Raw genomic sequence first — 25706 nt, forward strand, 5'->3', positions numbered from 1 at the left:
TAATCAGAGTCGTTCGAAGCCCCGACGCAGTTCCCAATCGGTCACAGCGGCGTCGAACGCGGCCAGCTCGACCTGGGCCATGTTGGCGTAGTGGCCGACCACGTCGGCGCCGAACGCCGCCCCGGCGATCTCGCTGCCGGTCCACAGCTGCTGGGCCTCGCGCAGCGTGCTCGGCACCCGGCCGGCCGTGGCGTCGTCGTAGGCGTTGCCGGTGAACTCCGGCTCCAGCTCCAACTCGTTCTCGATGCCGTGCAGCGCCCCCGCGACCAGGGCGGCGATCGCCAGGTAGGGGTTCACGTCGCCGCCCGGCACCCGGTTCTCCACCCGCATGCCCTGACCGTGCCCGGCCATCCGCAGCGAGCAGGTGCGGTTGTCGACACCCCAGCGCAGCGCGGTCGGCGCGAACGAGCCGGCCTGATAGCGCTTGTACGAGTTGATGTTGGGCGCGAACAGCAGGCTGAACTCGCGCAGCGTGGCGAGCAGCCCGGCGGTGACCCGCTGCCCGATCTCGCTGAGGTGGGCCGGACCGTCGCCGAGCATGGCCGAGCGCCCGTCCTCGCCCCGCAGCGAGAAGTGGATGTGGCAGGAGTTGCCCTCGCGGGCGTTCGGCTTCGCCATGAAGGTGAGCGCCATGCCCTCCTGGGCCGCGATCTCCTTGGCGCCGTTCTTGTAGATGACGTGGTTGTCGGCGGCCTTCATCGCGTCGGCGTAGCGGAACGCGATCTCGTGCTGGCCGAAGTTGCACTCGCCCTTGGCGCTCTCCGGTTGCAGGCCGGCGCCGTACATGTCGTTGCGGATGCGGCGCAGGAACGGCTCGACCCGGGCGGTGCCGAGGAGCGAATAGTCCACATTGTATTGATTTGCGGGGATCAGGTCGCGGTAGTTCTTCTCGAACGCCTGCTCGTAGGTGTCCCGGTAGAGCACGAACTCCAGCTCGGTGCCGGCGTACGCGGTGAGGCCGTGCTCGGCCAGCCGATCGAGCTGCCGCTGCAGGATCTGCCGGGGCGACGCGTAGACCGGGTCGCCGCCGGTGGTGAACAGATCGGCCAGGACCAGGGCGGTGCCCGGCTGCCAGGGCACCTTGCGCAGGGAGCCGAAGTCGGGCCGCATCACGAAGTCGCCGTAGCCGCTGGCCCACGACGACATCTCGTAGCCATCCACGGTGTTCATGTCGACGTCGACCGCGAGCAGGTAGTTGCAACCCTCGCTGCCCCCGCTGACCACCTCGTCCATGAAGTATCGGCCGTGCAGGCGTTTGCCCTGCAAGCGGCCCTGCATGTCGGTCAGGGCCAGCAGCACCGTGTCGATGCTGCCGTTGTCGACGGCGACGTCGAGCTCTTCGAGGTCCATGACACCAGTCCTATCCCGAAAGGGGACGGGCTGCCGCCCGTCCCCTATCTTGAATCACTCAGTGGGCAGGGTCTGCTCGCCTTGTGCGGCCTTCTCGATCAGGTTCTGCTTCGGTCCGGTGAACCAGTTCTTGGCGCTCGCGAACCACCAGATCGTCGCGGCTCCGACCACGACCGCCACCGCGACGATCGTGTAGTTGAAGTTGATCGCCTCGATCGGTCCCGCGGTCGGCAGGACGAACAGCACGCAGATGATCACGACCCAGACGATCGCGATCCAGCCGATCGGCGCGCTCCACTTGCCGAGGTGCCACGGTCCCGGCTGGAAGTCCTTGTTGAGCCGGCGCAGCAGGACCGGCCCGACGTACGCGATGTACAGGCCGATGACCGCGATCGAGGTGGCCGCCGCGTACGCCGCGGTGTTCCACAGCGACGGCAGGACCAGGATGCTCGAGATCGTCACGCACAGCCAGATCGAGTTCGTCGGCGTACCGGTGCGTGGGTTGACCTTCTTCCAGATCCGCGAGCCGGGCAGCGCGCCGTCCCGGGCGAAGGCGTAGGACATCCGCGAGTTCGCGGTCACCGAGGCCATCCCGCAGAACCACTGGGCCACCATGCAGATGAAGACCAGGAACGTGCCGGTGTTGTGGCCGACCGCGTCGATGAAGATCTGCGCCGGCGGCAGACCCAGCGCGCTGGTCCGCTCCGCCTCGTAGTCCTGGATCGACCAGGTGATCGCGACCAGGAGCACGAAGCCGGCGATCACCGAGACGACCACCGACAGCACGATGCCGCGCGGCGCGGCCCGGGACGCGTCGTGCGTCTCCTCGGCCACGTGCGCCGAGGCGTCGTAGCCGGTGTACGTGTACTGCGCCATGAGCAGGCCGATCAGCACCGCGTAGAGGCCCGCCCCGGCGAAGCTGAAGCCGGTGGCGTTGTGCACTTCGGTGAAGACCTCGGAGATCGGCTTGTGGTGGTCCGGGATCACGGTCAGCAGGACCACGATCACCGCCACGCCGACCAGGTGCCACCAGGCGCTGACGTCGGAGAGGAGCCGGACGAGACTGACGCCGAAGGTGTTGAGGAGCCCGTGCACGATGATGATCACCAAGAAGATCAGGAACGTGCGGATCTTGGTGACCTCCATGTCGAAGGTCAGGCTCAGGAACGCCGACGTGGTGATCGCCGCGCCGAAGTCGATGGCCGCGGTGACCGCGACCTCGCCGAGGAAGTTGAACCAGCCCACGAACCAGGCCCACGCGGCCTTGTTGTTCTTGGCCAGCGCCGCCGCCCACCAGTAGAGGGCGCCCGCCGTCGGATAGGCCGAGCAGACCTCGGCCATGGCCAGGGCCACGAAGGTGACCATGATGCCGACGAAGAGCCAGCCGAGCGTGATCGCGAGCGGACCGCCGGCCGTCATGGCCAGGCCGTACGACGTGATCGCGCCGGCCAGGATGGAAATGATCGAGAAGGAAACCGCGAAGTTCGAGAAGCCGGAGAGTCGGCGGTGCAATTCCTGCTGGTAGCCGAGCTGGGCGAGACGTTCTTCGTCGGTGCTGGGTGCTGGGTTGACGCTCATTGCGACTCCCTTGACCGAGGGGTTGCTGTGACCTGGGCCACGGCGTGTCGTGATGATCTCGCCCGCTTGTTACGCGCGTCAATGATCAAAGTTAATTGCGTTGCCCGTGGTGCGCCCGGGCCCGCACACTCATAGGCACAAGCCACGCGAGCCCTCGGCAGGCTTCGCGGATGCGGGAGCTGTCCACTCGCTCCTGCGCCGCGGTGGTGCGGGGCGCGGTCACCTCTCTCAACGCGGCTTCGCCGCGCCCGGCGCCCGCCCCGCACCACCGCACTACCTCAGCCACAAATTCGCAGGTCAGAGCCGAAGGTCCGATGTTTTGTCCGAAAAATCTGTAGCCGTGGTACTAGAAATCAAGCCGCACCAGGCATAGCATTTCTGGAGTCGGCAACGCACAGCCGACAAGCAACTGGCATGAACCTGAGTTGGCTAAGGAGGACGAGATACCGCAGCAACGCGTAATCACAACGTCCCCGACCCGACAAGAGGTGATCGCAGCCGATGCCAATCACTCAGGCCATCCGTTAGCGGCACGCAGACGGATGACCGCATGCGCCGACGACGGTCGGCATCAGAATTGAAAAGCCAGGGCCCCGGTTACCCGCCGGGGCCCTGGACTGTCGTCAGCAGGAATCGAACAAAACCCCTCGGAAAGGGCAATGAGCACGTCCTTCGATGACGCCGACTACCCGGCGTACACGATGGGCCGCGCCGCCGACATGATCGGCGTAACCCCGGCCTTTCTGCGCAGCATCGGCGCCGCGGGCCTGATCGAGCCCGAGCGCTCCCTCGGCGGCCACCGCCGCTACTCCCGCCACCAGCTACAACTGGCCGTCCGCGTCCGGCAAATGCTGGACGAGGGCCTTCTGCTCACCGCCGCCTGCCGCATCGTCACGCTCGAGGACCGGCTGGCCGCGGCCCACCGGCACATCCTCGAACTCGGCGGAACCATCACCGAGGGCGAGATCGCCTCCCAGCCCACCAAGACTTCGGCCGCCTAACCCACCCGCCTGACGATGGCGAGCAGCGACTCCTCGACGTCCTCGATCGGGCGATCCGGCTGGAACACCAGCCAGTCCACCGCCACCACCAGGCCGACACCGAACAGCGCCGCCGAGGCGACCTGGACGTCCAGGTCGCCCGGCAGGTCGCCGGAGTCGACGCCGGCCTGCACCGTCTCGGCGATCACCCCGATCGCCTGCTCGCGCAGCAGGATCAGGGTCTGCTGCCACTCCCGGTTGGTGCGCCACATCTCTGACAGCAGCAGCTGGGCGAACGCCCGGTAGCGCCGGATGTACTCCAACTGGGTGCGGATCAGCGCGCCGACCGCCTCGCGCGGTGGCAGCCCCTCGACCGCCTCCCGGAAGGCCGCCGTGAGCAGGCCGACGCCGTGCCGCAGCAACTCCTCGAACAGCTCGCTCTTGGACTTGAAGTTGTAGTAGACGGTGCCCTTGGCCACGTTGGCCCGCAGCGCGATGTCGTCCACCGTGGTGGCCGAGAAGCCCTGCTCGGCGATCAGCTCGACGGCAGCCTCGTAGAGCCGCTGCTTGGTGTCCGTCCGCCGCCGGGTCCGGCCGTCCATCAGTCGCACCTTTCTCAGATCACCAGCTCCGGGTGCAGCGCCGACGGGGTGAGCCGCCGCGACCGGTACGCCATGAGCACGGTCAGCAGCAACGATCCCAGCCCGTACCCGAGTAGCGCCACCACCCCGGCCTGCACCGGCCATGCGGTTCCGCCGTCGATCGCGTGCCGCACCGCCTGAACGACGTACGTCATCGGCAGCAGTGGGTGAATCGCCTGGAAGAACCCCGGCGTGGTCTGCACCGGATAGGTGCCTCCGGAGGAGGTGAGCTGCAGCATGAGCAGGGCGAGCGCCAGGATCCGGCCGGGCGCGCCGAACACCGCCCCGATCATCTGCATGAGCGCGGCGAACGCGGCCGCGGTGAGCAGCAGCAACCCCCAGGTCAGCCACGGGTGCACCGGGGAGAGCCCGAGCCCGAACTTGACCACCGCGTAGAGCAGGCTGGCCTGGGCGAACCCGATCGCGACCGCGGGCAGCAGGCCGGCGAACGCCACCCGGACCGCCGGCGCGCCGGACATCAGATGCCGCCGGTTGAGCGGGCGCAACACCATGAAGGTGATCATCGCGCCGACCCAGAGCGCCAGGGCCAGGAAGTAGGGCGCGAATCCGACGCCATAGGTCCCGGCCGGGTTGCGCACGCTGCGGTCCAGACTGACCGGGTCGGCGAGCACGTTCGCCCGGTCCGACGGGTCGTCGCCGTAGCCCGGGATCTGGTCGACGCCGTCGGCCAGGCCGGAGGCGAGCTTCGCGGCGCCGCCCTGGAGCTGGCCGAGCCCGTCCGCCAGTTGATGCCCGCCGGTGGACAGCGTGCCGAGGCCGCCGTCGAGCTGCTCGGCGCCGGTGGCGAGCTGGTAGACCCCGCCCCGGATCTGGGAAGCCCCGGAGTACGCCTGGGTCGCGCCGGTCTGCAACTGCTTCGCGCCGATGGCCAGCTGCGACAACCCGTCGGCGAGGTCGTCGACCTGGGCCCGCGCCGCCTGCACGTCATCGGCCAGATGCGGGGCGGCCGCGGCGACCTGGCGGGCGGTGGTGGCGACCTGCTTGAGCTCGGTGCGCAGCCCGGCCAGGTCGGCCTGATCGACGGTCTGCTGCACCTTCTCGGCGGCGGTCACCAGCTGCGCGGCCAACGCCTTGGCCTGGGCCAGGCCGGGCGTGTCACCCGGCAGGTCACCCAGGTAGTCCTGCAACTGCTTGGCGTCTTTGACGGCCTGGCCGGCGGCGGTGTCGATGGCCCCGATGTTGGCGGCCAGGGTGTCCGCGCCCTTCGCCACCAGGTTCGCGGCCTGCTGGATGGTCGTGGCGTTGTCGCGCAGCACCGGCACGATCTGGCCGGCCGCGCCGTCCACCACCGACGCCAGCTGCTTGCCCCCGGCGGCGGCCTCGGCGGTGCCACTGGCCAGCTGTTTCGCGCCGGTGTTGAGCTGGGCGAGCCCCTTGGTCAGGGTGTCCAGACTCTTCCCGGCCGTGCCGAGCCCGCTCGCGAGTTGCCCGGCGCCGTCGTGCGCGTCGTCGATGCCGCCGGAAAGCTTGTCCGACCCGGATTTCGCGTCATCGGCGCCGTTCTCGACCTTCGCGGCGCCGTCCGCGGCCTCCTGGGTCTGCTGCTTCACATCGGTGAACCCGATCAACATCTTGTCGTAGTAATCGGCTGATGCGCTCGCCGCCGCCGCGGCCCGCACCTCGTCGAAAGCGGTCCGCGCGAACACTCCGGACAGATAGTTGGTGGAGTCGTCGCTCACCGCGGACAGTTGCGCGGTCTTGGCGGTCACCTGGTCGTCCGGCCCGGTCACCAGATCGGCCGAGAAGTCCGCCGGAATGCGTAGCGAGATCTGGTATTTCCCGCTCTTCAGACCCTTTTCGGCGGCGGTCTCATCGACCACGTGCCAGTCGAAGATCTGCCGATCGATCAGCTCGGTGGCCAGGTCCTGACCGGCGTGCACCGTGCTGCCGTCGCTCGCGGTGGCGGTCCGGTCCTCGACCACGAGCGCGGCCGGAATGTGATTCAACCGGCCATAGGGATCCCAGAACGCGTAGAGATAAAGCGCCCCGTACAGCAACGGAACAACCGCGAGCACCGCCAGAGCCGCCGCCGTGAGGCGGCCACGCAGAAAACGCCGCAACTCCATCCAGGCCAGCGAAACCGTACTCACCGCTCCTCCTCTGCGTCGGCGGTTCCATCGGCGTCGGCTTCGCCTTCCGCCTTCTTCGTTTCGCCGCCGGCTGGCTGGTCTTCCGCAGCCGCCTTTTTCGATACGGCGTCGGCACTACCCCCAGCCGGAATCCGGTCGTCCCCAGAGTCGCCATACCTCTCGGCCGTTCCTTCGATGAAGCCGACGCGCTCCGCTTCGACCTCGCCCTCCGTCTCAGTGACTTCCGGCTCTGCCCGCGTTTCCGCCGACGGACCAGAATCGGGGACGTGATCGTCGGCGCCCAGGCGGATCACGGTCGTCACCTGCGACGGGTCGGCGTCGCGGGCGATGAAGAGGACGGCCGTCCCGGTTGCCGCGATCTCGGTCAACTGGGTCAGGAGGGCGGTCTGCTCGGCGGCGTCGAGGCTGTCGTCCAGTCCGTCGAGCGCGATCACCGCGGGCCGCTCCAGCAGGGCCAGGACCAATCCGAGGACCTGCTTCTCGTAGGGCGACAGATCGCGGCCCCTGGCGTTCGGATCGAGGCCACGCAGATCGACGCCGGCCGCCTCGCGGTGACGGCGGCCGAACAGCGCCAGCCGCTCGTGGACGTGCTCGGTGACGGTGAACACCGATTCGGGTTCGGTCACGTCGGGCACGTAGCCGAGCGCCGCCCGGCCGTCGACGGTGACCTGGCCGGCCGCGAGCCGGAAGCGTTTGACCAGGGCGAGCAGCAACGTCGTACGCCCGCTGCCCGGCGGCCCGACCACCGCGACCACCTCGCCAGGCTCGACCGAGACGTCGAGATCGTGAAAGAGCCAGCGGCGATGCTGGCGGACGCCGGCACCGCGAGCGGTGAGCACCGGCATCGCAGACTCCTTTTTAAACTGACTGGTCAGTTCAAAAACATACCCGCGGACGAGATGTATTCCACGCTCCGGTGGTGGACCTCACGCCGCGCCAGGCAGGATCGAACGCATGTCGATGCGATGGGGCATGACCGTGCCGCTCGGGGGCGTTCCGCTCGCCGATCACCAGGCCGTCTTCGAGAAGCTGTCCGAGGCGGGATTCACCGACCTGTGGTCCTCCGAGGTCAACGGGGCGGACGCGTTCACCCCGCTGGCGCTGGCCGCGGCCTGGACACCCCGGATGCGCCTGGGCACCGCCATCGCCCCGGTCTTCACCCGCGGCCCCGGCCTGCTCGCGATGACCGCGGCCGCCCTGGCCGAGGCCGCGCCGGGCCGTTTCCAGCTCGGCATCGGCGCCTCGTCCCCGGTCGTGGTCGGCGACTGGAACGCGGCCGAGTTCACCCAGCCCTACGCCCGCAGCCGCGACATGCTCCGCTTCCTCAAGTCGGCGCTGGCCGGCGAGGTGGTCGACCACGACTACGGCACGTTCGCGCTGCGCCGCTTCCGGCTGGAGCGCCCGCCGGCCGTCCCGCCGCAGATCCTGCTGGCCGCTCTGCGCCCCGGCATGCTCCGGCTGGCCGCGGCCGAGGCCGACGGCGTGATCCTCAACTGGCTCTCCCCCGCCGACGTGGGCACGGCGCTGGCCGAGACGAAGGCGGCCGGCCCCGATTTCGAGGTGGCCGCCCGCATCTTCGTCTGCCCCACCGACGACGCCGGCTACGCCCGCAACGTGGGCCGCCGGCTGATCGCCGCCTACCTGACGGTCCCGGCCTACGCCGACTTCCACCGCTGGCTGGGCCGCACCGAACTCCTGACCCCGATGTGGCAGGCCTGGTCGGCCGGTGACCGCAAGGGCGCCCTGGCCGCCATCCCCGACACCCTGGTGGACGAGCTGATCGTGCACGGCGCCCCGGCCGAGTGCCGCACCAAGGTCGAGGCGTACGCGAAGGCCGGCATCAAGGTCCCGGTGATGGCCCTGCTGCCGACTCCGGCCCTCGAGTCCGGCGGCGCCGCCACCCTGGTCGAGACCCTGACCGCCCTGGGAACGCACGCTTGACCTCAAGCGCTTGAAGTATGTTTCGCTACTCAGCGTGACAACTTTCACCATTCAAGACGCGTCCCGGCGCAGCGGGCTGAGCGAGCCGACCCTGCGCTACTACGAGGAGGTCGGGCTGATCGGCCCGATCGACCGGGACGACCGCAGCGGCCACCGCCGCTACCACGCCGTGGACCTGGACAACCTCGACGTGCTGGCCTGCCTGCGCGCGGTCGGCGTGGGCATCGAGGACATGCGCACCTACCAGGCGAACCGCGCGCGTGGCCGGTCCGCGGCGGGCGAGCAGCGTGACCTGCTGCTGCGCCACGCGGACCGGGTCGAGGCCGAGATCGCCGCCCAGCAGGCCCGGCTGGCCTACCTGCGGGAGAAGGCCGCGCTGTGGGATGCCCGCGAGCGGGGCGACGACGCCGGCGAGGCCGCGATCGGGCTGCGGGTCGCCGAGCTCATCAGCCGGCTGGAGGTGGCCCGATGAGCCCGGTCCTGGTCACCGGCGGCACCGGCTACCTCGGCACGCAGCTGATCGCCGCGCTGCTTCGCGCCGGCCGGCCGGTGCGCGCCACTGCCCGCTCGACCGATCGGGCGCCGGCCCTGCGCGCCGCGGTCCGCCGTGGTGGCGCCGACGACGCCGGCCTGGAGGTGGTGGCCGCCGATCTGATGTCCGACGACGGGTGGGCGGCCGCGGTGACCGGCTGCGCCGAGATCCATCACGTGGCCTCGCCGATCCCGGTGGCGCAGCCCACCGACCCCGACGAGCTGATCGTTCCGGCACGCGAGGGCGCGCTGCGGGTGTTGCGGGCGGCTCGCGACGCGGGCGCCCGGCGGGTCGTGCTGACGTCGTCGTTCGCCGCGGTCGGCTACACCCCGAAGCCGGGCGCCGAGTTCACCGAGGACGACTGGACCGATCCGGACACGCCGGGCCTGGCGCCGTATCCACGGTCGAAGGCGATCGCCGAGCGGGCCGCCTGGGACCTCATGAACAGCGCGGGCGGCGACACGGAACTGGTGGTGGTCAACCCGACCGGCATCTTCGGGCCCACCCTGACCACCGACCTGCGCTCGTCGACCGCGTTGATCAAGGCGATGCTGGACGGCACGATGACGGTCGCCCCGCGGCACCGGTTCGGCGTCGCCGACGTCCGCGACGTGGCCGACCTGCACATCCGGGCGATGGCCGCGCCCGAAGCGGCCGGCAAGCGTTTCCTGGCCGTGGCCGACGGGCCGACCCTGAGCTTTCTCGAGGTGGCCGACTTTCTGCGGCAGGACCTTGGCGCGCTGGCCGAGCGGGCCCCCACCGAGGAGGCGCCGGGGGCCGACCTGCCGCGGCCGATCATTCACAACGACCGGGCCCGCGACGAGCTCGGCTGGCGGCCACGAGACGCGCGCACCACGATCGTCGAGACCGCGACCAGTCTTCGGGACCTCGGCCTGCTGGGCGGCGGCGGAGCGGTCTGAGGCCGCCCGGCCGGAAGCCCGCGACGGCCTTGCGTGGCGACCGGCCGGCCGCTGGGGCCGGGTGCGGCCGGTTTGCGGTTGGGGGCGGCCGGCGGCGTACTGGAAAAGGAGAAGGCGCACCCTGAAGAGTGCGCCTTCCGTCCGGTTTTTCTGCCTACTCGGCGTCGGCGAGGATCGCGTAGAGCTTGCGCTTGGTGTCGTTGAGCACCTCGAGCGCCTTCTGACGCTGCTCCGGGGTGCCGTTGAACCCGACCTGGCGCAGCGCGCCCATGATGCCGACCGCCGCGTCGCGGAAATCCTGCACCTGCGACATGGTGTCGTCGCCGATGCTGGCCCACGGCGGGTTTTCCGCGGCCGTCTCGGCCTCGGGGCGCCCGGCGTCGGTCAGGTGGTAGCTCTTACGGCCGCCGCCCGTCTCGGGCTCGATGAGACCCTCGTCCTCCAGGAGCTGGAGGGTCGGGTAGATCGAGCCGGGGCTCGGACGCCAGATCCCGTTGGTGCGGGAGTCGAGCTCCTGGATCATCTCGTAGCCGTGCATGGGCCGCTCGGTCAGCAGCGCCAGGACGGCCGGGCGGACGTTGAAGCCTCTGCCCCGCCCGCCCCGTCGTGGACCGCGATGGCCCGGGCCGAAGTGACCGCCCGGGCCGAAGTCGGGACCGCCGGGACCGAACGGAAAACCGCCGGGGAAGCCGAAGCCTCCGCCGCGCATGCGACGACCGTGACCCTCGTGACCTTCAGTGTGGAACCTCATGACTATCTCCGTTCTATTGTCGATAGCTTGACGATATATCGGCAACGCATCGTGTGCAAGGGTTTCTTGCAGAGAGCGGGTTGCGATACGTGTCAGCAGGCTCGGATCTGGCAATGTGATACCTGTGCTGACGGTGCCCATTCGCCAGCTCGGGGAGTCCGAGCGCGCGGCGGTCGAGCGGATCCTCGACCGCGATCCCTACGCGGGCGCCCAGATCGCCGAGCGGGTCGCCGCTCACGGGCTGAACTGGTGGCGCTCCGACGGCCGGGTCTTCGGATACGGCATGGGCCGGCGGGTCGAGTCGATCATCTGGTCGGGCGCGCACCTGGTTCCGGTCTGCTCGACGCCGGTGGCGACCGCGGCCTTCGCCGACATGCTCGGCTCCGAGGCCCGCATCTGCTCGTCGATCATCGGCCGGTCGGAAGCCGTCCTCGATCTGTGGGACCGCCTCGGCGGCTACTGGGGGCGCGCCCGCGACGTGCGGCCCAACCAGCCGCTGCTGGTGGTCGACCGCGATCCGGTGATCGCGCCCGACCCGGAGGTGCGGCTCGTGCGGCCCAACGAGGTCGACGCGCTGTTCCCGGCCGCGGTGGCGATGTACACCGAGGAGGTCGGCGTCTCGCCGCTGCTCGACGACGGCGGGCGCGGCTACAAGCGGCGCATCGCCGAGCTGGTCAAGGGCAAGCGGGCCTATGCGCGGTTCGTCGGCGACCGGGTGATCTTCAAGGCCGAGCTGGCCATCGTCACCCGCCGCACGACACAGGTGCAGGGGGTGTGGGTCGACCCGGAGTTCCGCGGGCGCGGCCTGGCCGGACCCGCGATGGCCGCCGTGGTGCGCGACGCGTTGCGCCGCGTCTCACCCACGGTCAGCCTCTATGTGAACGACTACAACGCGGCCGCACGCCACGTCTATGCGAAGTGCGGCTTCGTCTCGGCCGGTTCGTTCGCGACCGTGCTGTTCTAGTGGACCGTGACCTGCGCGCCGGGGAGCATCTCGCGTAGCTCCTCCGGCAGGTCGGCGCCCATCTCGTCGGCCAGGCGGAGAGCCTCCTCGATCAGCGTCTCCACGATGATCGCCTCGGGCACGGTCTTGACGACCTTGCCCTTCACGAAGATCTGGCCCTTGCCGTTGCCGGACGCCACACCCAGGTCGGCCTCGCGAGCCTCACCCGGACCGTTCACGACGCAGCCCATGACCGCGACGCGCAGCGGCACCGGCAGGCCCTCGAGCCCGGCCGTGACCTGCTCGGCCAGCGTGTAGACGTCGACCTGGGCGCGGCCGCAGGACGGGCAGGAGACAATCTCGAGGCCACGCTCGCGCAGGCCCAGCGACTCCAGGATCGCGTTGCCGACCTTGATCTCCTCGACCGGCGGGGCGGACAGCGAGACCCGGATGGTGTCGCCGATGCCTTCGGCCAGCAGCGCGCCGAACGCCACCGAGCTCTTGATCGTGCCCTGGAAGGTCGGGCCGGCCTCGGTCACGCCGAGGTGCAGCGGGTAGTCGCACTGCTCGGCCAGCTGGCGGTAGGCGCGGATCATCACGACCGGGTCGTTGTGCTTCACCGAGATCTTGATGTCGCGGAAGCCGTGCTCCTCGAACAGCGAGCACTCCCAGAGCGCCGACTCGACCAGGGCCTCGGCCGTGGCCTTGCCGTATTTCTCGAGCAGGCGCTTGTCGAGGCTGCCGGCGTTGACGCCGATCCGGATCGGGATGCCGGCGTCGCCCGCCGCTTTCGCGATCTCCTTGACCTTGTCGTCGAACTGGCGGATGTTGCCCGGGTTGACCCGGACCGCCGCGCAGCCGGCGTCGATCGCGGCGAACACGTACTTCGGCTGGAAGTGGATGTCGGCGATCACCGGGATCTGCGACTTCTTGGCGATCGCGGGGAGCGCCTCGACGTCGTCCTGCGACGGCACGGCCACCCGGACGATCTGGCAGCCGGACGCGGTGAGCTCGGCGATCTGCTGGAGGGTCTTGTTGACGTCGGAGGTGAGCGTGGTCGTCATCGACTGCACACTGACCGGGGCGCCACCACCGACCGGGACGTTGCCCACCATGATCTGGCGGCTCTTGCGCCGGGGCGCGAGCGGCGGCGGGGGGACGGCGGGCATACCGAGACTGATCGCGGTCACTTTTTCATCACCTGTTGAAGATCTGGATGGGGTTCACGATGTCGGCGGTGATCGTCAATAGTGTGAACGCCCCGCCGATGAGAATGACCGCGTATGTGATCGGCATCAACTTGTAGTAGTCGACACGGCCCGGGTCGGGGCGGCGCAGCCGGGCGTAGAGCCAGGAGCGGGCGCGCTCGAACCAGGCGATCGCGATGTGCCCGCCGTCCACCGGCAGCAACGGCAGCAGGTTGAAGATGCCGATGAACACGTTCAGCGAAATGAAGATGTTGAAGAACAGCTCGGGCACGCCGTGCTCGATCGCCTCGCCGCCGAGCCGGCTCGCGCCGACCACGCTGATCGGGGTGTCCGGGTCGCGCTCGCTGCCGGTCAGCGAGTGCCACAGGGCCGGGATCTTCTCCGGGATGCGGCCGAGCGCCGAGAACGAGTTCTCCACGATGAACCAGCCGTACTCGAAGGTGGCCGGGACGGCGCCCGCGACGCTGTACTTGATCATGCTGGGCACACTCGACGTGTCCCAGCCGAGGCCGGCGACGGCCACCTTGCTGATCGCGCCCTTGTCGTCGGTGACCGGCTTGCGGTCACCGATGATCAGGTCGACCGCGGCGGTCTTGGTCTCGCCCGCTCGCTGGTACTCGAAAGTGACCGGGCCGGCGGGCTGGCGGCGGATGGCGGCGGTGAGGTCGCCGTAGTTGGCGATCGCGCTGGTGCCGACCTTGGTGACCAGATCGCCGTCGCGCAGGCCGGCCGCGTAGGCCGGACCGGCGACCGCCGTGGCGGTGCCGGGCGCGCAGACCGCGTTGACGTCGGCCGGGATGGTCGCCCAGGTGCACTCGGAGACCGTGATGTACGCCTTTTCCGGCTGCCGGGCGGTCTCGGTCTGCGGGTATGACGTGTTGGGCAGGCCGAGCGTGAAGGCGACCACCCAGGCGGCGGCGAGCGCCAGCAGGAAGTGGGTGATCGAGCCGGCCGCCATGACGATCGTCCGCTTCCAGACCGGGTAACGCCACATGGCGCGCGGCTGGTCCGCCGGCTCGACGTCGTCGTCCTGCGGCGTCATGCCGACGATCTTGCAGAAGCCGCCGAGCGGGATGCCCTTGAGGCCGTACTCCGTCTCACCGCGCTGGAACGACCAGATCGTCGGACCGAAGCCCACGAAATACTTCGTGACCTTCATGCCGAAGTACTTGGCGGTGAGCAGGTGGCCGAACTCATGCAGGCTTACCGAGATGAGAATCGTCAGTGCGAAGGCGGCCACTCCCAGCCAGTACAGCATCAGGCTCCTTCAGCCGAAGTCGTGATCATCCGCTGTGCCTGAGCACGGGCCCATGCCTCGGCGGCAAGGACCTCCTCGACGTTACCCGGCTCGGGAAAGTCGGGTGCCGCGGAGAGGACGCGTTCCAAGGTGTCGACGATGCTCAGAAAAGGTAGCCGACCGGCGGCGAACGCGGCCACACACTCCTCGTTCGCGGCGTTGTAGATTGCCGGCCGGCAGTGTCCCGCCCGGCCGGCCTCCTTGGCCAGCCGCACCGCCGGGAACGCCTCGTCGTCGAGCGGCCGCAGCTCCCAGTTGTGCGCCTCGCGCCAGTTGACCGGCTTGGCGGCTTTTTCAATGCGATCGGGCCAGCCCAGGGCGAGCGCGATCGGCAGCCGCATGTCGGGCGGGCTGGCCTGCGCCAGGGTCGACCCGTCGGCGAACTCCACCATCGAGTGGATGACCGACTGCGGGTGCACCATCACCTCGATGTCGTCGTAGGCCACGCCGAACAACTCGTGTGCCTCGATCACCTCGAGCCCCTTGTTGACCATGGTGGCCGTGTTGATCGTAACGACCGGGCCCATGTCCCAGGTCGGGTGCTTCAACGCGTCCTCGACCGTGACCTCGGTCAGCTCCTCGCGGCGCCGGCCACGGAAGGCGCCACCGCTCGCGGTCAGGATGAGCTTGGTCACCTCGGCCGCCGAGCCCCCGCGCAGGCACTGGGCGAGGGCCGAGTGCTCGGAGTCGACCGGGACGATCTGGCCGGGCTTGGCCAGCCGGCGCACCAGCGGGCCGCCGGCGACCAGCGACTCCTTGTTGGCAAGGGCGAGGATGCGGCCGGACTCGAGGGCGGCCAGGGTGGGCGCGAGACCGAGGCTGCCGACCACGCCGTTCAGCACCACGTCGCACGGCACCCGGGCCAGTTCGGTCATCGCGTCCGGCCCGGCCACGATCCGCGGGAGCTTGAAATCGCCGGTCGCCCAGCCACGCTTCTGCGCCTCGGCGTAGAACGCGAGCTGCAGATCCTGCACGACACTCGCCCGGGCCACGCCGACGACCTGCACCTCGAACTCCAGCGCCTGCTCGGCGAGCAGTCCCACGTTGCCGCCACCGGCGCCGAGCGCCACCACTCGGAACCGGTCCGGGTTGCGCCGCACGATGTCGATGGCCTGAGTGCCGATGGAACCGGTCGAGCCGAGCAGAACAAGGTCACGCATGCCGCCCATCTTCCCGGACGCCCGAAGTGGGTAACAGACCGGTGTGTGGACAGCGGTGATGGCAGCGTTCCGACCGCTGCGCGGGCGGGATCTGGCGCTGCGCGCCGCAGCGGTGACGTTCTACGCCGGCATCGCGGTGGTCCCGATCTCGCTGCTGGCCATCTGGGTCAGCGGCCGGGTCGCCGGCGCCGGGCGGGTGCGGCGGCTGACCGGGCACACCATCGCGGCGCTGCCGGACGCGATCGGCGCGCCCCGGGCGCTCTCCGCGCTGATCGACGCCGGGCTGCACCTCACCCCGGCGATGGCGCTGGCCGGGCTGCTGCCGGCGACGCTCTACGGCGAAGGACTGCGCCGTGCCTTCGTCTCGCTGCGCGAACGAGAGCCGGGCGGGCGGGACACCGCGGTGGGCTGGAAGGGCCGGCTGCTCTGGCTGCCGCTGCTCGCGGCCGCGCCGGCGCTGCTGCTGGCGATGTTTCTCGCGCTTCCGACGACCAGTTCCCTGTGGGTACGCGGTGGCTGGTACGCGTTCCTGGGCGTCGTCCTCTCCTTCCTCGCTTCGTGGCTGGTGCTCACCCCGGTCGTGGTCTGGGTCTTCCGATACGTCGCACCCGGCCGCCCCGACTGGCTCGTCACGGTTCTCGTCGGCTCGTTCACGGCGGCCAACCTGGCCGGCTTCCTGCACGGCTTCGTGCTGTTCTGCTCGCTGCCGCTGGACCTGGGCCTGCCGTTCGGCGGGTACGACCAGATCGGTGGAATGGTCGCGATCGGGCTGTGGCTCTACCTCTTCCACGTGATCCTGCTCGCCGGATATGTCGCTACCCGGTCCCTCTCCCGCCGCGCTTGAACAACTCTGCGCTACTTTTCGCATACGAAACGCTGAAGCGCCATCACATATCCACGCGCTACGCTCGCTCGTCATGACCCCCTTCCCCGCCCAGACCGACGTCGTGATCATCGGCTCCGGTCACAACGGTCTCGTCTCCGCGATTCTGCTGGCCCGGGCCGGTCTCGACGTCGTCATGCTCGAGTCGGCGAGTGTGCTGGGCGGGGCCACCCGCACCGAGCGGCCCTTCGCCAAGGTGCCCGGCCTCGGCCAGTCCACCGGGTCCTACCTGCTGGGCCTGATGCCGCCGGAGCTGCTGCGCACCCTCGACGTGGACATCCCGATGCTGCGCCGCGACCCGCACTACTTCCTGCCCACCCCGGGGCCGGCCGGCTCGCCCTATCTGCTGTTCGGGCGCGACCGCGACGAGACCCGGGCGCAGATGGAGCGGTTCTTCTCGCCGCGCGACATCGCCGCCGACGAGCAGCTCGCGGTCGAGATCGCCGCGCTGCGCTCCGACCTGGCGCCGGCCTGGCTCGAGGAGCCGGGCAGCGTCGAGGAGATCGCCGACCGGCACATCCGGCCGCAGCTGCAGAGCACCTTCATCGACCTGGTGCGCGGCTCCGTCGCTGACTATCTGGCCCGGTTCGGCTTCAAGAGCGAACTGCTGATGAGCATGTACGCGGTGACCGACGGTCTCTCCGGTCTCAACGCCGGCCCCGACGACCCGGGCACCGGCCACAACTTCCTGGTGCACAACATGTGCCGGCTGCCCGGCGCGGACGGCACCTGGATGATCGCCCAGGGCGGCATGGGCACGGTGTCGCGCACGTTCGCCGACGCGGCCCGGGCGGCCGGCGCCCAGATCTTCACCGACGCCCGGGTGTCCGGGGTGACCATCGACGGTGGCGCAGCCAGCGGGGTCGTTCTCGCCGACGGCCGCTCCCTCTCGGCCAAGGTAGTGCTCGGCGCCTGCGACCCCTACCAGCTGATGAGCCTGGTTCCGGCCGGCGTGCTGCCGGCCTCGCTGACCTCGCACATGGAGTCGGTGCGGCGGCCGGGCACCACACTGAAGGTCAACCTCGCGCTGCGCGACCTGCCGCGGTTCTCCTGCCTGCCGGCCGGCGCGGCGTCGCCGTTCGGGTCGACGGTGCACCTGCTGCCGGGCTCGGCCGGGCTGTCCGGGACCGGCGACCGGGAATCGCCGATGGCCGCCCTGCGTGAGATGTGGGCCGAGGTGCAGGCGGGCCGGCTGCCGGCCGAGCCGACCATCGAGTGGTACGTGCACACCACCGTCGACCCGTCGCTGCAGGATGCGCAGGGGCACCACTCGTCGGCGCTGTTCGTGCAGTCGGTGCCCTACGAGCTGGCGGGCACGACCTGGGATGCCGAACTGCCGGGTTACGTGCAGCGATTGCTGGAGATCTGCGACCGCTACGCGCCGGGCACCTCCGACCTGGTGGCCGACGTGATGCCGCTGACCCCGCCCGGCATCGAGGAGCACTTCGGCATCACCGGCGGTCACATCCACCACGTCGACAACACGGTGGCCTTCAACGAGCGCATGCCGTATTTCACGGGCGTCGACGGCCTCTACGCAGGCTCGGCGGGCGCCCACCCGGCCGGCAGCGTAATTGGCGCCGCCGGCCACAACGCCGCCAAGCGAATCCTCACCGACCTCGGCAAGTAGCAACGCGCGGGCGCGTGGTGTTTGGGTGAGCGCAACCGCTTACTCAGGTCGCCGCGGTGGGGTGAGTGTTCTGGCCGCGCCAGCGGCCTGCTCAGCCCGCCGTGGTCCCGGCGGGAGCGACGGTCCGTAGGCCCCCACCCAGGCACGACATCCTGCTCTTAAGCGTTCTTCTCGGCCCGAATTTTATGTCCCACGCTGGTCAGACATCTCCCGCTGGGTAGGTCGAATTTCCAGCCGTGGAGTTGGCAGGTGAGGGTGTTGCCGTCGACGATGCCGAAGCGGCTCAGGTCGGCCTTGAGGTGTGGGCAGCGGCGCTGGACGGTCCAGTCGCCGAATTGCGTGTCCTCGGCCTCGACCGCCTTCTCGTGCTCGTCGTACCAGCCCTCGGCGTACTGCAGGCGCTCCTCGGAGAGGCACTTGAAGAAGGCGTAGACGAACTCGTTGTACTGCCCGATGCGGGCCGCGGAGAAGCGGCAGCTCAGGAACAGCGAGTTGACCCAGTCGCCCTCGTCGATGTGGATCAGGTGCTCGATCAGGGCGCGGCCGGTCTTGAAGCGGTAGCGGACCTTCTCGTCGGCGTAGGGGCGCACCTGCTTGCCGGGGAAATCGACGACGATGCTCTCGATCACCTCGCCGGAGGTGCCGAAGCTGTCGGTGAGGTCGAAGCGGACCGGGCCGCCGACGCCCTTGGCCAGGTAGATCGACTCTTCGAGGAGCGGTTCGATGCGCTTCTTGAGCTCACCGAGGACGTCGATCTCGGGGTGCCGCCAGGACGCCTTCTCGGCCTCGATGATCGGGGCCTTCCGCTGCCGCATCTCCTCGAGGTACGCCTTCTTGTTGGCGAAGAACTCGTCGATCGGCGTCGGGTGCGTGGTGGTGGCTTCTCCTTCGGACAATTCGGTCACGGAGCCCGGGAGCAGGACGATTCCGTTGGTTCCGCCGACCTTCGCGTACTCGCTCAGGAAGACCGACTGGTCCGGGAAGATGTTGCCCTCGTCGCCGAAGATGTCGTTGAACTGCCAAAGTTCGTCGTCGAGGAAGCAGGGCGGACCGGCGATCGGGAAGACGTGGTCGGCCTTCAGGTCGTCGATGTAGCGCCAGGTGCGGTCGAACTGGCGGTCGCGCTTCTGCTTGCCGAACGCGGTCTTGGCCGACTCGGGCAGCTCGTAGACCATCGGGTACCAGATCGCGCCGGAGAACTGCAGCATGTGCGCGTGCACGTGGCCCAGCTCGGCGAAGATGCCGAGGTCGGTGGGGCGGGCGTCATTCTGGTTGAGGACCCGGACGCCGTCGTGCTCGATCCACAGCGAGGAGTCGCCGATCGGGCCGTCGGTGGGGCTGATCAGCGCCTGGATCATCACCTTCAGGCCGCCGTCGAGCTCGTGCACCTCGTTCGACTTCGTCTTGAAGAACTTGGTGAAGCCCAGCTCACGCAGCTCGTCCTCGAGCTGGGAGGTGGGGTATTCGGGGAGGAGAACCGTCGCTTTCTTGCTGATGTTCTCCCGCAGGTTCTTCGCGTCGAAGTGGTCCCGGTGCAGGTGGGAGACGTAGAGGTAGTCGACGTCGCCCAGCGCCTTCCAGTCCAGCTCCGAGTTGTCGGGAAACGGGAACCAGGAGGCGAAATATGCGGGATTGACCCACGGGTCGCACAGAATGCTGCCGGCGGACGTGTCGATCCGCATGCTGGCGTGGCCGGTGCCCGTGATCCGCACTTTTTCGTCCTCCTCCGTCGCCATCCGACGGCCTCGAAGGTACCCGGTCCGGGTTGGTGGCTTGCGTGCGGAGCCGTCATGCGAGACTTGAGCTACTGAGAACCTTGAGGAAGGGACTTTCGGCGTGTCTGCGGAACAAGAGACGGTCTACGCTCCCGACCAGCTCAAGCCGGGCAACCGGAAGTGGGCCCGACGCGGCGCCCTCGGCTCGGCCGCGGCGATGCTGCTGTTCTTCTGGGGCAACCACGAGGGCAACACCGAGAACATCTACCTCGTCCTCTTCGCGGTCGGCCTGATCGCCATCGTGATCGGCGACGCGGTGCTGCGCCGGAACGGGCTCAAGCCGAACGACCAGTAGTTTCTACGCAGCAAAAAGGCCCGCTTGCGCGGGCCTTTTCCGTTTCCGCTTTTGATCTACCGCCGGCGCAGCAGGATGTCCTTGACCTCGCGCAGCGCGGCGTCGACCTCGGCCTCGAAGTAACCACCGGACACCAGGCCGAACTGGAGCATGTCCAGCTCGTTCTCCGGCACCGGCATCGGGCCGCGACCGGTCATCGCCTGCAGAATCCCCTCGAACAGGCGATCCACCTGCATCGGGTCGTAGCCGCTGCCGAAGCGGCGCACCTGGAACGTGCGGCGCAGCTGGTCGACCCGGTAGAGCTCGCCACCCGGCTCGCCCATCGGCGGGGGAAGCTGCGGCTGCTGGCCGTAACCGCCACCCATCGGCGGGGCGGACATCGGCTGGTTGCCGTAGCCACCACGCGGGTCGGGCTCACCGTAGCCACCGCGCGGGTCCTGCGGCATGCGGATCTCGGCGGTCATGTCGGTCTTGCCGTGCCGGCCGGCCTCGAAGCCGTCGAAGCCACCGGTGTTGTCGTAACCGCTCGGGTCGTAGCCGGGCGGTGGGCCCTGACGCTGCGGGAGCTGCGGCTGCGGCTGCTGGGGCTGCCCGTACTGCGGCTGAGGCTCCTCGTACCGCCCGTACGGGTCGGCCGCGGGCATCTGGGGGCGCTGCTGCATCTGCTGCTGCATCCGGTCCTCGCGGATCGGCGGGGCGGGCAGGCGCTCGGTCGGCGGGGCCATCCGACTCGCCATGCCGCCCGCGGCGGCCCCACCCATCGCACCCGGGCCGGCGCCGCGCGCGGCCATGCCGCCGCCGGTGTTGAAGCCGCCCGTGTTCGGGCCCCCGGCGCTGATGCTGCCGGTGGTCAGACCGCCGCGGAGCGAGTCGCGCATCGGGTCGGGAGCACCGGGGCGGCCACCCCGGTCCTCGAGCTCGGCCAGCTGCCGCTCGACCCGGTCCAGGTGCAGGTCGACCTGCCACTCGTCGTAACCGCCGAAGCGCACCCGGAAGACGACGTCGTGCACCTCCTGGGCGCCGACCGGCGCACCGACCGATTCCCCGGCCAGCGTTGCCTCGACACGGTCAAGGAAGCTGTCGACCTCGTCGACCTTGTAGCCGCGCCGCAGCGCACGCCGCCGGAAACGCTGCCCCTGACTCGTCACAACGTCTCCCACTCCGCTCGCTGGGACCTGCGCCCAGTCACTGTGCCACCCCCGCGTCGGCCGCGCCCCCTGCGCCGGCCTCCGTGAGCTCGCCCGCAGCCAACTGGCCGCAGGCGCCATCGATCTCCCGGCCCCGGGTGTCGCGGACCGTCGTTGCCACCCCGGCCTCGCGCAGCCGGTGGACGAACTCGCGCTCGACCGGTTTCGGACTCGCATCCCACTTGCTGCCCGGGGTCGGGTTCAGCGGGATGAGATTCACATGCGCCAGCTTGCCGCGCAGGAGCCTGCCTAGTAGGTCGGCACGCCAGGGCTGGTCGTTCACGTCCCTGATCAGGGCATATTCGATTGAGATTCGACGACCGCTCTGCGCCGCGTAATCAAACGCGGCGTCGAGGACCTCGGCCACCTTCCAACGCTGATTGACGGGCACTAGCTCATCGCGCAGATCATCATCGGGGGCATGCAGGGACAGCGCAAGGGTCACGTTGAGCTGTTCCGCGATCAACCGGCGCATTGCGGGCACGAGACCCACGGTTGAGACGGTTATGTGCCGTTGCGAAAGTCCGAGACCTTCGGGCGCCGGCGCCGTCAGCCGGCGGACCGCCTCGAGCACCCGGGGGTAATTGGCCAACGGCTCGCCCATGCCCATGAACACGACGCGGGACAGCCGCGGCGGGGAACCGGTGACCGCGCCACTGGCCGCCACACCGGCCAGATAGACCACCTGGTCGACGATCTCGGCGATCGACAGGTTGCGGGTCAGGCCCTGCTGGCCGGTCGCGCAGAACGGGCACGCCATGCCACAACCGGCCTGGCTGGAGACACAAGCGGTGACCCGGTCGGGATAGCCCATCAGCACGCTCTCGACCATCGCGCCGTCGTGCAGCCGCCACAGCGTCTTGCGGGTGGCGCCGTCGTCGCAGGCCAGCTCCTTGACCGGGGTCAGCAGCGTGGGCAGCAGATCATCGGTCAGCCGAGCCCGGGAGGCGGCGGGCAGGTCGGTCATCTCGTCGATGTCGCGCACCAGCCGCCCGAAATAGTGCGTGGAGAGCTGCTTTGCGCGGAACGCGGGCTCGCCCAGCGTGGTCACCGCGACCTTGCGGGCGGCGAGATCGAGGTCGGCGAGATGGCGTGGAGGCATCGATGCGCGGCGACGGGTTTTTACGGCGTCGGGCTGGTCGGGGCTGGTCGGGATGACCGGAAGAATCGTCATGGCGTATCCAGTCTCCCACGCCGCAGAAGTAGCCCCGTCATGACAGGTTGGCGTAGATGACGGCGAACAGGAGATAGGCGGTCGGCACCGCGAACAGGATCGAGTCGAGCCGGTCCATCACGCCGCCGTGGCCGGGCAGAAGATTGCTCATGTCCTTGACGCCGAGGTCGCGCTTGAGCATCGACTCGGCCAGGTCGCCCACCACCGCCACCACCGACATCACCGCACCGAAGAGCAGGCCCCAGTAGACCGGGATGTCGAGCAGGAAGTAGAGGAAGAGGCCGCTGCCGATGGCGGCCGCGCAGATCGAGCCGGCGAAGCCCTCCCAGGTCTTGCCCGGGCTGATCGACGGGGCCATCTTGTGCCGGCCGAGGAAGACGCCGGACGCATAGCCGCCGGTGTCGGAGAGCACCACCGCGAACAGCGTGCACAGCACCCGCCACCGGCCGTCGCCGTCGGCGTCCGGCTGCTGCAGGAGCAGCGCGAAGCTGAGCAGGAACGGCACGTAGATCGCGACCATCAGGATCGCGGTGAAATCGCGGCGCACCGCGGCGAAGCCGTCCGCGATCCGCCAGACCAGGGCGGCGAGGATCGTCACCGCCAGGCCGACGACCAGCGAGTCGGCCCCGTCGTAATAGGTGAGCGCGGACATCACCACGGCGCCGGCCATCAGCGGGATCAGCGGAGCCTTGGCGCCGGTCTTGCGCAGCGCGTTGGCCATCTCCCAGGCGCCGGCGCCGGAGGCGACCGCGATCAGGCCGATGAACGCCGGCGTCCAGATCAGCAGCGAGGCGAGAACCAGCAGGATCAGGCTGACGCCGACCGCGATCGCGGCCGGCAGGTTGCGGCCGGCGCGGCTGCCCTTGGGCTTACCGGCCCGGCGCTTGCCCGGGCCCCGCTTCTCCGGTTCCGTGACGTCTCCCAGATGCTCCGGGCGTGCCCGGTCGTCCGCGTGCCAGGCCTCCGGCTCGCTGGTCATATCGCCGGCGCTCTGCCCGGCACGCGGATCGAGGTAGGACATCAGACCTCGAGGAGCTCGGATTCCTTGTGTTTGACGAGCTCGTCGACGACAGACACATACTTGTGCGTCGTGTCGTCAAGCTCCTTCTCGGCGCGACGGCCGTCGTCCTCGCCGGTCTCGCCGTCCTTGACCAGCTTGTCCAGCTGCTCCTTGGCCCGGCGGCGGATGTTGCGGATGGCCACCCGGCCCTCCTCCGCCTTGGTGCGCGCGACCTTGATCATGTCGCGGCGCCGCTCCTCGGTCATCTGCGGCAGGTGGATCCGCAGCTGGGTGCCCTCGTTGTTCGGGTTGACACCGAGGTCGGAGTCGCGGATCGCGCGCTCGATCGGGCCGAGCTGGGTCGCGTCGTAAGGCTTGACGATGACCATGCGGGGCTCCGGGACGCCGACCGAGGCCATCTGCGTCACCGGCGTGGGCGCGCCGTAGTAGTCCACCAGGATCTTGGAGAACATCGCCGGAGTCGCGCGCCCGGTGCGGATCGCAGCGAACTCCTCCTTGGCGTGCTCGACCGCGCTTTCCATCTTCTCTTCGGCCTCGAAGAGGGTTTCGTCGATCACCGGCTCTTCTCGCCTCCTTGCTCTCTTCGGTGGTGGCTGTTCAGGCGGCTCAGGGGCTAGGCGGTGATCAGAGTGCCAATTTTGTCGCCGCTGACGGCACGGACGATCGTGTCGTCACCCTCGGCGCCGAAAACCAGCATCGGCAGGTTGTTCTCCTCGCAGAGGCTGAACGCGGCCTGGTCGGCCACTCGCAGACCGCGCTGGAGGATCTCCTGGTAGGTAGCAGTGTCGATCTTCTGGGCGTCGGGGTCGACGCGCGGGTCGGCGGTGTAGACGCCGTCGACGCCGTTCTTGCTCATCAGCACGATGTCGGCGTGGATCTCGAGCGCGCGCTGGGCGGTGACGGTGTCGGTCGAGAAATAGGGCATCCCGGCGCCGGCGCCGAAGATCACGGCGCGGCCCTTCTCGAGATGCCGGATGGCGCGCAGCGGAATGTACGGCTCGGCGACCTGGGCCATCGTGATCGCGGTCTGGACCCGCGTCTCGATGCCTTCCTTCTCCAGGAAGTCCTGCAGGGCGAGCGCGTTCATCACGGTGCCGAGCATGCCCATGTAGTCGGCGCGATTGCGGTCCATCCCGCGCTTCTGCAGCTCGGCGCCGCGGAAGAAGTTGCCGCCGCCGACCACGATGGCGACCTGAATGCCGCGCCGGATCACGGTGGCGATCTGCCGGGCGACACCCTGGACCACGTCGGGGTCGACACCGACCGCGCCGCCGCCGAACACCTCGCCGGAGAGCTTCAGGACGACTCGACGGGGCCGCAAGGCCGGCGCGGTCGGATCGTCAACCGGAACTGCTTGCTCGGTCACCATCGTCATGAGACCCGCCTTCCCTTCATAGCCCCGCAGAGACCTTATGTGACCGGGAGGCCGGGCGCAGAATCGCGTTCCCGACCTCCCGTGCACCAGCCGTCTGTTCTTACTCCTGGCCGACCTCGAACCGGACGAACCGGGTGATGGTCAGCCCGGCCTCGGCCGCGATCTGCTTCACGGTCTTCTTGTTGTCGACCACGGAGGACTGCTCGAGCAGGACGTAGTCCTTGAAGAAGGAGTTCACCCGGCCCTCGACGATCTTGGGCAGAGCCTTCTCCGGCTTGCCCTCCTCCTTGGCGGTCTCCTCGGCGATGCGGCGCTCGGACTCGACGACCTCGGCCGGCACCTCCTCGCGGGAGAGGAAACGCGGGCGCATGGCGGCGACCTGCATGCCGACACCACGAGCGTCGGCGTCGCCGGCCTCGTCGGTCTTGCCCTCGTACTGCACCAGGACGCCCACCTGCGGCGGCAGGTCCTGCGCCTTGCGGTGCAGGTAGACCGCGACGGTGCCGTCGAGGTTGACGAAACGGTTCAGGACGATCTTCTCGCCGATCTTGGCGGAGTACTCCTGGATAGTGTCCGCCACCGACTTGCCGTCGGGCAGCGTGGCCACCGACAGCGCGGCCGCGTCGGCCACGTTGTTGTTGGCGCCCAGCTCGACGAGCTGCTGGCCCAGGGCCACGAAGTCGGCGGTCTTGGCGACGAAGTCGGTCTCGCAGTTGAGCTCGAGCAGCGCCTTGCCGTAGTGGGCGACGATGCCGTTGGCGGCGGTGCGACCGGCCCGCTTGCCGACGTCCTTCGCACCCTTGATGCGCAGGAACTCGACGGCCTTGTCGAAGTCGCCCTCGGACTCCTCGAGCGCCTTCTTGCAGTCCATCATGCCGGCACCGGTCAGATCGCGGAGTTTCTTGACGTCCGCGGCGGTGTAGTTAGCCATGACTCTCTCTCGATGTCGGGTCT

General features: G+C 69.3%; 24 protein-coding genes. 8 read left to right on the top strand and 16 right to left on the bottom strand.

Annotated elements, in window-relative coordinates; translation table 11 throughout:
* Positions 1-3: 3 nt before the first annotated feature.
* A complete protein-coding gene (locus tag AB0E90_RS30125) occupies positions 4-1350 on the bottom strand; it encodes a glutamine synthetase family protein (protein WP_360413137.1) in 1347 nt (448 codons plus the stop codon).
* Positions 1351-1404: 54 nt separating this feature from the next.
* The gene (locus AB0E90_RS30130) at positions 1405-2928 is read right to left on the bottom strand and encodes an amino acid permease (protein WP_360413140.1); all 1524 of its coding nucleotides are present in this window, start codon (positions 2926-2928) and stop codon (positions 1405-1407) included.
* 659 nt (positions 2929-3587) lie between these two features.
* On the opposite strand from AB0E90_RS30130, the gene AB0E90_RS30135 reads away from it, so the two are divergent.
* Positions 3588-3929, top strand: a complete 342-nt coding sequence (locus AB0E90_RS30135; RefSeq protein WP_360413144.1) for a MerR family transcriptional regulator — start codon at positions 3588-3590, stop codon at positions 3927-3929.
* Here the strand turns inward: AB0E90_RS30135 and AB0E90_RS30140 are convergent.
* Genes AB0E90_RS30140 through AB0E90_RS30150 form a run of 3 tightly spaced genes read right to left on the bottom strand, consistent with a single transcriptional unit; the run spans position 3926 to position 7505 of the window.
* Positions 3926-4510 carry a TetR/AcrR family transcriptional regulator gene (locus AB0E90_RS30140; protein WP_360413147.1) on the bottom strand — a complete coding sequence of 195 codons (585 nt, stop codon included), beginning with the start codon at positions 4508-4510 and terminating at the stop codon, positions 3926-3928. The two genes, AB0E90_RS30135 and AB0E90_RS30140, sit on opposite strands and share 4 nt — an antisense overlap.
* Before the next feature lie 14 nt (positions 4511-4524).
* On the bottom strand, positions 4525-6660 hold the full coding sequence (locus AB0E90_RS30145) for a YhgE/Pip domain-containing protein (protein ID WP_360413150.1): 2136 nt from the start codon (positions 6658-6660) through the stop codon (positions 4525-4527).
* Complete coding sequence (locus tag AB0E90_RS30150; RefSeq protein WP_360413153.1) at positions 6657-7505, bottom strand: ABC transporter ATP-binding protein; 849 nt, start codon at positions 7503-7505, stop codon at positions 6657-6659. Before AB0E90_RS30150 ends, AB0E90_RS30145 begins: the two co-directional genes overlap by 4 nt.
* Before the next feature lie 127 nt (positions 7506-7632).
* Here AB0E90_RS30150 and AB0E90_RS30155 point away from each other — a divergent pair, with 127 nt between their 5' ends.
* The 3 genes from AB0E90_RS30155 to AB0E90_RS30165 are packed head-to-tail and all read left to right on the top strand — an operon-like array spanning position 7633 to position 10053.
* Positions 7633-8601, top strand: coding sequence for an LLM class F420-dependent oxidoreductase (locus AB0E90_RS30155; RefSeq protein WP_360413382.1), 969 nt, complete (start codon positions 7633-7635; stop codon positions 8599-8601).
* 34 nt (positions 8602-8635) lie between these two features.
* Positions 8636-9073: a MerR family transcriptional regulator gene (locus AB0E90_RS30160; protein WP_360413156.1), complete on the top strand. Its 438-nt coding sequence runs from the start codon at positions 8636-8638 to the stop codon at positions 9071-9073.
* On the top strand, positions 9070-10053 hold the full coding sequence (locus tag AB0E90_RS30165) for an NAD-dependent epimerase/dehydratase family protein (protein WP_360413159.1): 984 nt from the start codon (positions 9070-9072) through the stop codon (positions 10051-10053). The genes AB0E90_RS30160 and AB0E90_RS30165 overlap by 4 nt, the downstream gene beginning before the upstream one ends.
* Positions 10054-10207: 154 nt before the next feature.
* On the opposite strand, the gene AB0E90_RS30170 is transcribed toward AB0E90_RS30165, so the two are convergent.
* Positions 10208-10804, bottom strand: a complete 597-nt coding sequence (locus AB0E90_RS30170) for a PadR family transcriptional regulator (protein ID WP_360413162.1) — start codon at positions 10802-10804, stop codon at positions 10208-10210.
* Between the two features lie 124 nt (positions 10805-10928).
* Between AB0E90_RS30170 and AB0E90_RS30175 the strand changes: the two genes are divergently transcribed.
* Positions 10929-11768, top strand: a complete 840-nt coding sequence (locus tag AB0E90_RS30175; RefSeq protein ID WP_360413165.1) for a GNAT family N-acetyltransferase — start codon at positions 10929-10931, stop codon at positions 11766-11768.
* Here the strand turns inward: AB0E90_RS30175 and ispG are convergent.
* The 3 genes from ispG to dxr are packed head-to-tail and all read right to left on the bottom strand — an operon-like array spanning position 11765 to position 15421.
* Positions 11765-12937, bottom strand: coding sequence for a flavodoxin-dependent (E)-4-hydroxy-3-methylbut-2-enyl-diphosphate synthase (gene ispG / locus AB0E90_RS30180; RefSeq protein ID WP_360413168.1), 1173 nt, complete (start codon positions 12935-12937; stop codon positions 11765-11767). The two genes, AB0E90_RS30175 and ispG, sit on opposite strands and share 4 nt — an antisense overlap.
* Positions 12938-12944: 7 nt before the next feature.
* Positions 12945-14213: a site-2 protease family protein gene (locus tag AB0E90_RS30185; protein WP_360413171.1), complete on the bottom strand. Its 1269-nt coding sequence runs from the start codon at positions 14211-14213 to the stop codon at positions 12945-12947.
* Positions 14213-15421: a 1-deoxy-D-xylulose-5-phosphate reductoisomerase gene (gene dxr / locus AB0E90_RS30190; protein ID WP_360413174.1), complete on the bottom strand. Its 1209-nt coding sequence runs from the start codon at positions 15419-15421 to the stop codon at positions 14213-14215. The genes AB0E90_RS30185 and dxr overlap by 1 nt, the downstream gene beginning before the upstream one ends.
* Before the next feature lie 49 nt (positions 15422-15470).
* Here dxr and AB0E90_RS30195 point away from each other — a divergent pair, with 49 nt between their 5' ends.
* Together AB0E90_RS30195 and AB0E90_RS30200 are read left to right on the top strand one after the other, a co-directional pair.
* Positions 15471-16256, top strand: coding sequence for a YhjD/YihY/BrkB family envelope integrity protein (locus AB0E90_RS30195; RefSeq protein WP_360413177.1), 786 nt, complete (start codon positions 15471-15473; stop codon positions 16254-16256).
* 73 nt (positions 16257-16329) lie between these two features.
* Entirely contained in the window at positions 16330-17925 is a 1596-nt protein-coding gene (locus AB0E90_RS30200) for an NAD(P)/FAD-dependent oxidoreductase (RefSeq protein WP_360413180.1), read from the top strand.
* Between the two features lie 158 nt (positions 17926-18083).
* Here the strand turns inward: AB0E90_RS30200 and AB0E90_RS30205 are convergent, their stop codons facing one another.
* Entirely contained in the window at positions 18084-19637 is a 1554-nt protein-coding gene (locus AB0E90_RS30205; protein WP_360413183.1) for a Rieske 2Fe-2S domain-containing protein, read from the bottom strand.
* Between the two features lie 124 nt (positions 19638-19761).
* Here AB0E90_RS30205 and AB0E90_RS30210 point away from each other — a divergent pair, with 124 nt between their 5' ends.
* A complete protein-coding gene (locus AB0E90_RS30210; protein WP_360413186.1) occupies positions 19762-19995 on the top strand; it encodes a DUF2631 domain-containing protein in 234 nt (77 codons plus the stop codon).
* Positions 19996-20051: 56 nt separating this feature from the next.
* Here the strand turns inward: AB0E90_RS30210 and AB0E90_RS30215 are convergent, their stop codons facing one another.
* From AB0E90_RS30215 to tsf, 6 genes are all read right to left on the bottom strand, one after another.
* Complete coding sequence (locus AB0E90_RS30215; protein WP_360413189.1) at positions 20052-21143, bottom strand: DivIVA domain-containing protein; 1092 nt, start codon at positions 21141-21143, stop codon at positions 20052-20054.
* Positions 21144-21180: 37 nt separating this feature from the next.
* Positions 21181-22356, bottom strand: a complete 1176-nt coding sequence (gene rlmN, locus AB0E90_RS30220; RefSeq protein WP_360413192.1) for a 23S rRNA (adenine(2503)-C(2))-methyltransferase RlmN — start codon at positions 22354-22356, stop codon at positions 21181-21183.
* Between the two features lie 37 nt (positions 22357-22393).
* Entirely contained in the window at positions 22394-23377 is a 984-nt protein-coding gene (locus AB0E90_RS30225; RefSeq protein WP_360413195.1) for a phosphatidate cytidylyltransferase, read from the bottom strand.
* Positions 23377-23934 (bottom strand): ribosome recycling factor, encoded by a 558-nt coding sequence (frr, locus tag AB0E90_RS30230; RefSeq protein WP_360413198.1) that lies wholly within the window; start codon positions 23932-23934, stop codon positions 23377-23379. Before frr ends, AB0E90_RS30225 begins: the two co-directional genes overlap by 1 nt.
* Positions 23935-23990: 56 nt before the next feature.
* On the bottom strand, positions 23991-24752 hold the full coding sequence (pyrH, locus tag AB0E90_RS30235) for a UMP kinase (RefSeq protein WP_360413201.1): 762 nt from the start codon (positions 24750-24752) through the stop codon (positions 23991-23993).
* 100 nt (positions 24753-24852) lie between these two features.
* Entirely contained in the window at positions 24853-25683 is an 831-nt protein-coding gene (tsf, locus tag AB0E90_RS30240; protein ID WP_360413204.1) for a translation elongation factor Ts, read from the bottom strand.
* Positions 25684-25706 lie beyond the last annotated feature (23 nt).

Source organism: Actinoplanes sp. NPDC026619 (genome assembly GCF_040638295.1).
GTDB lineage: Bacteria > Actinomycetota > Actinomycetes > Mycobacteriales > Micromonosporaceae > Actinoplanes.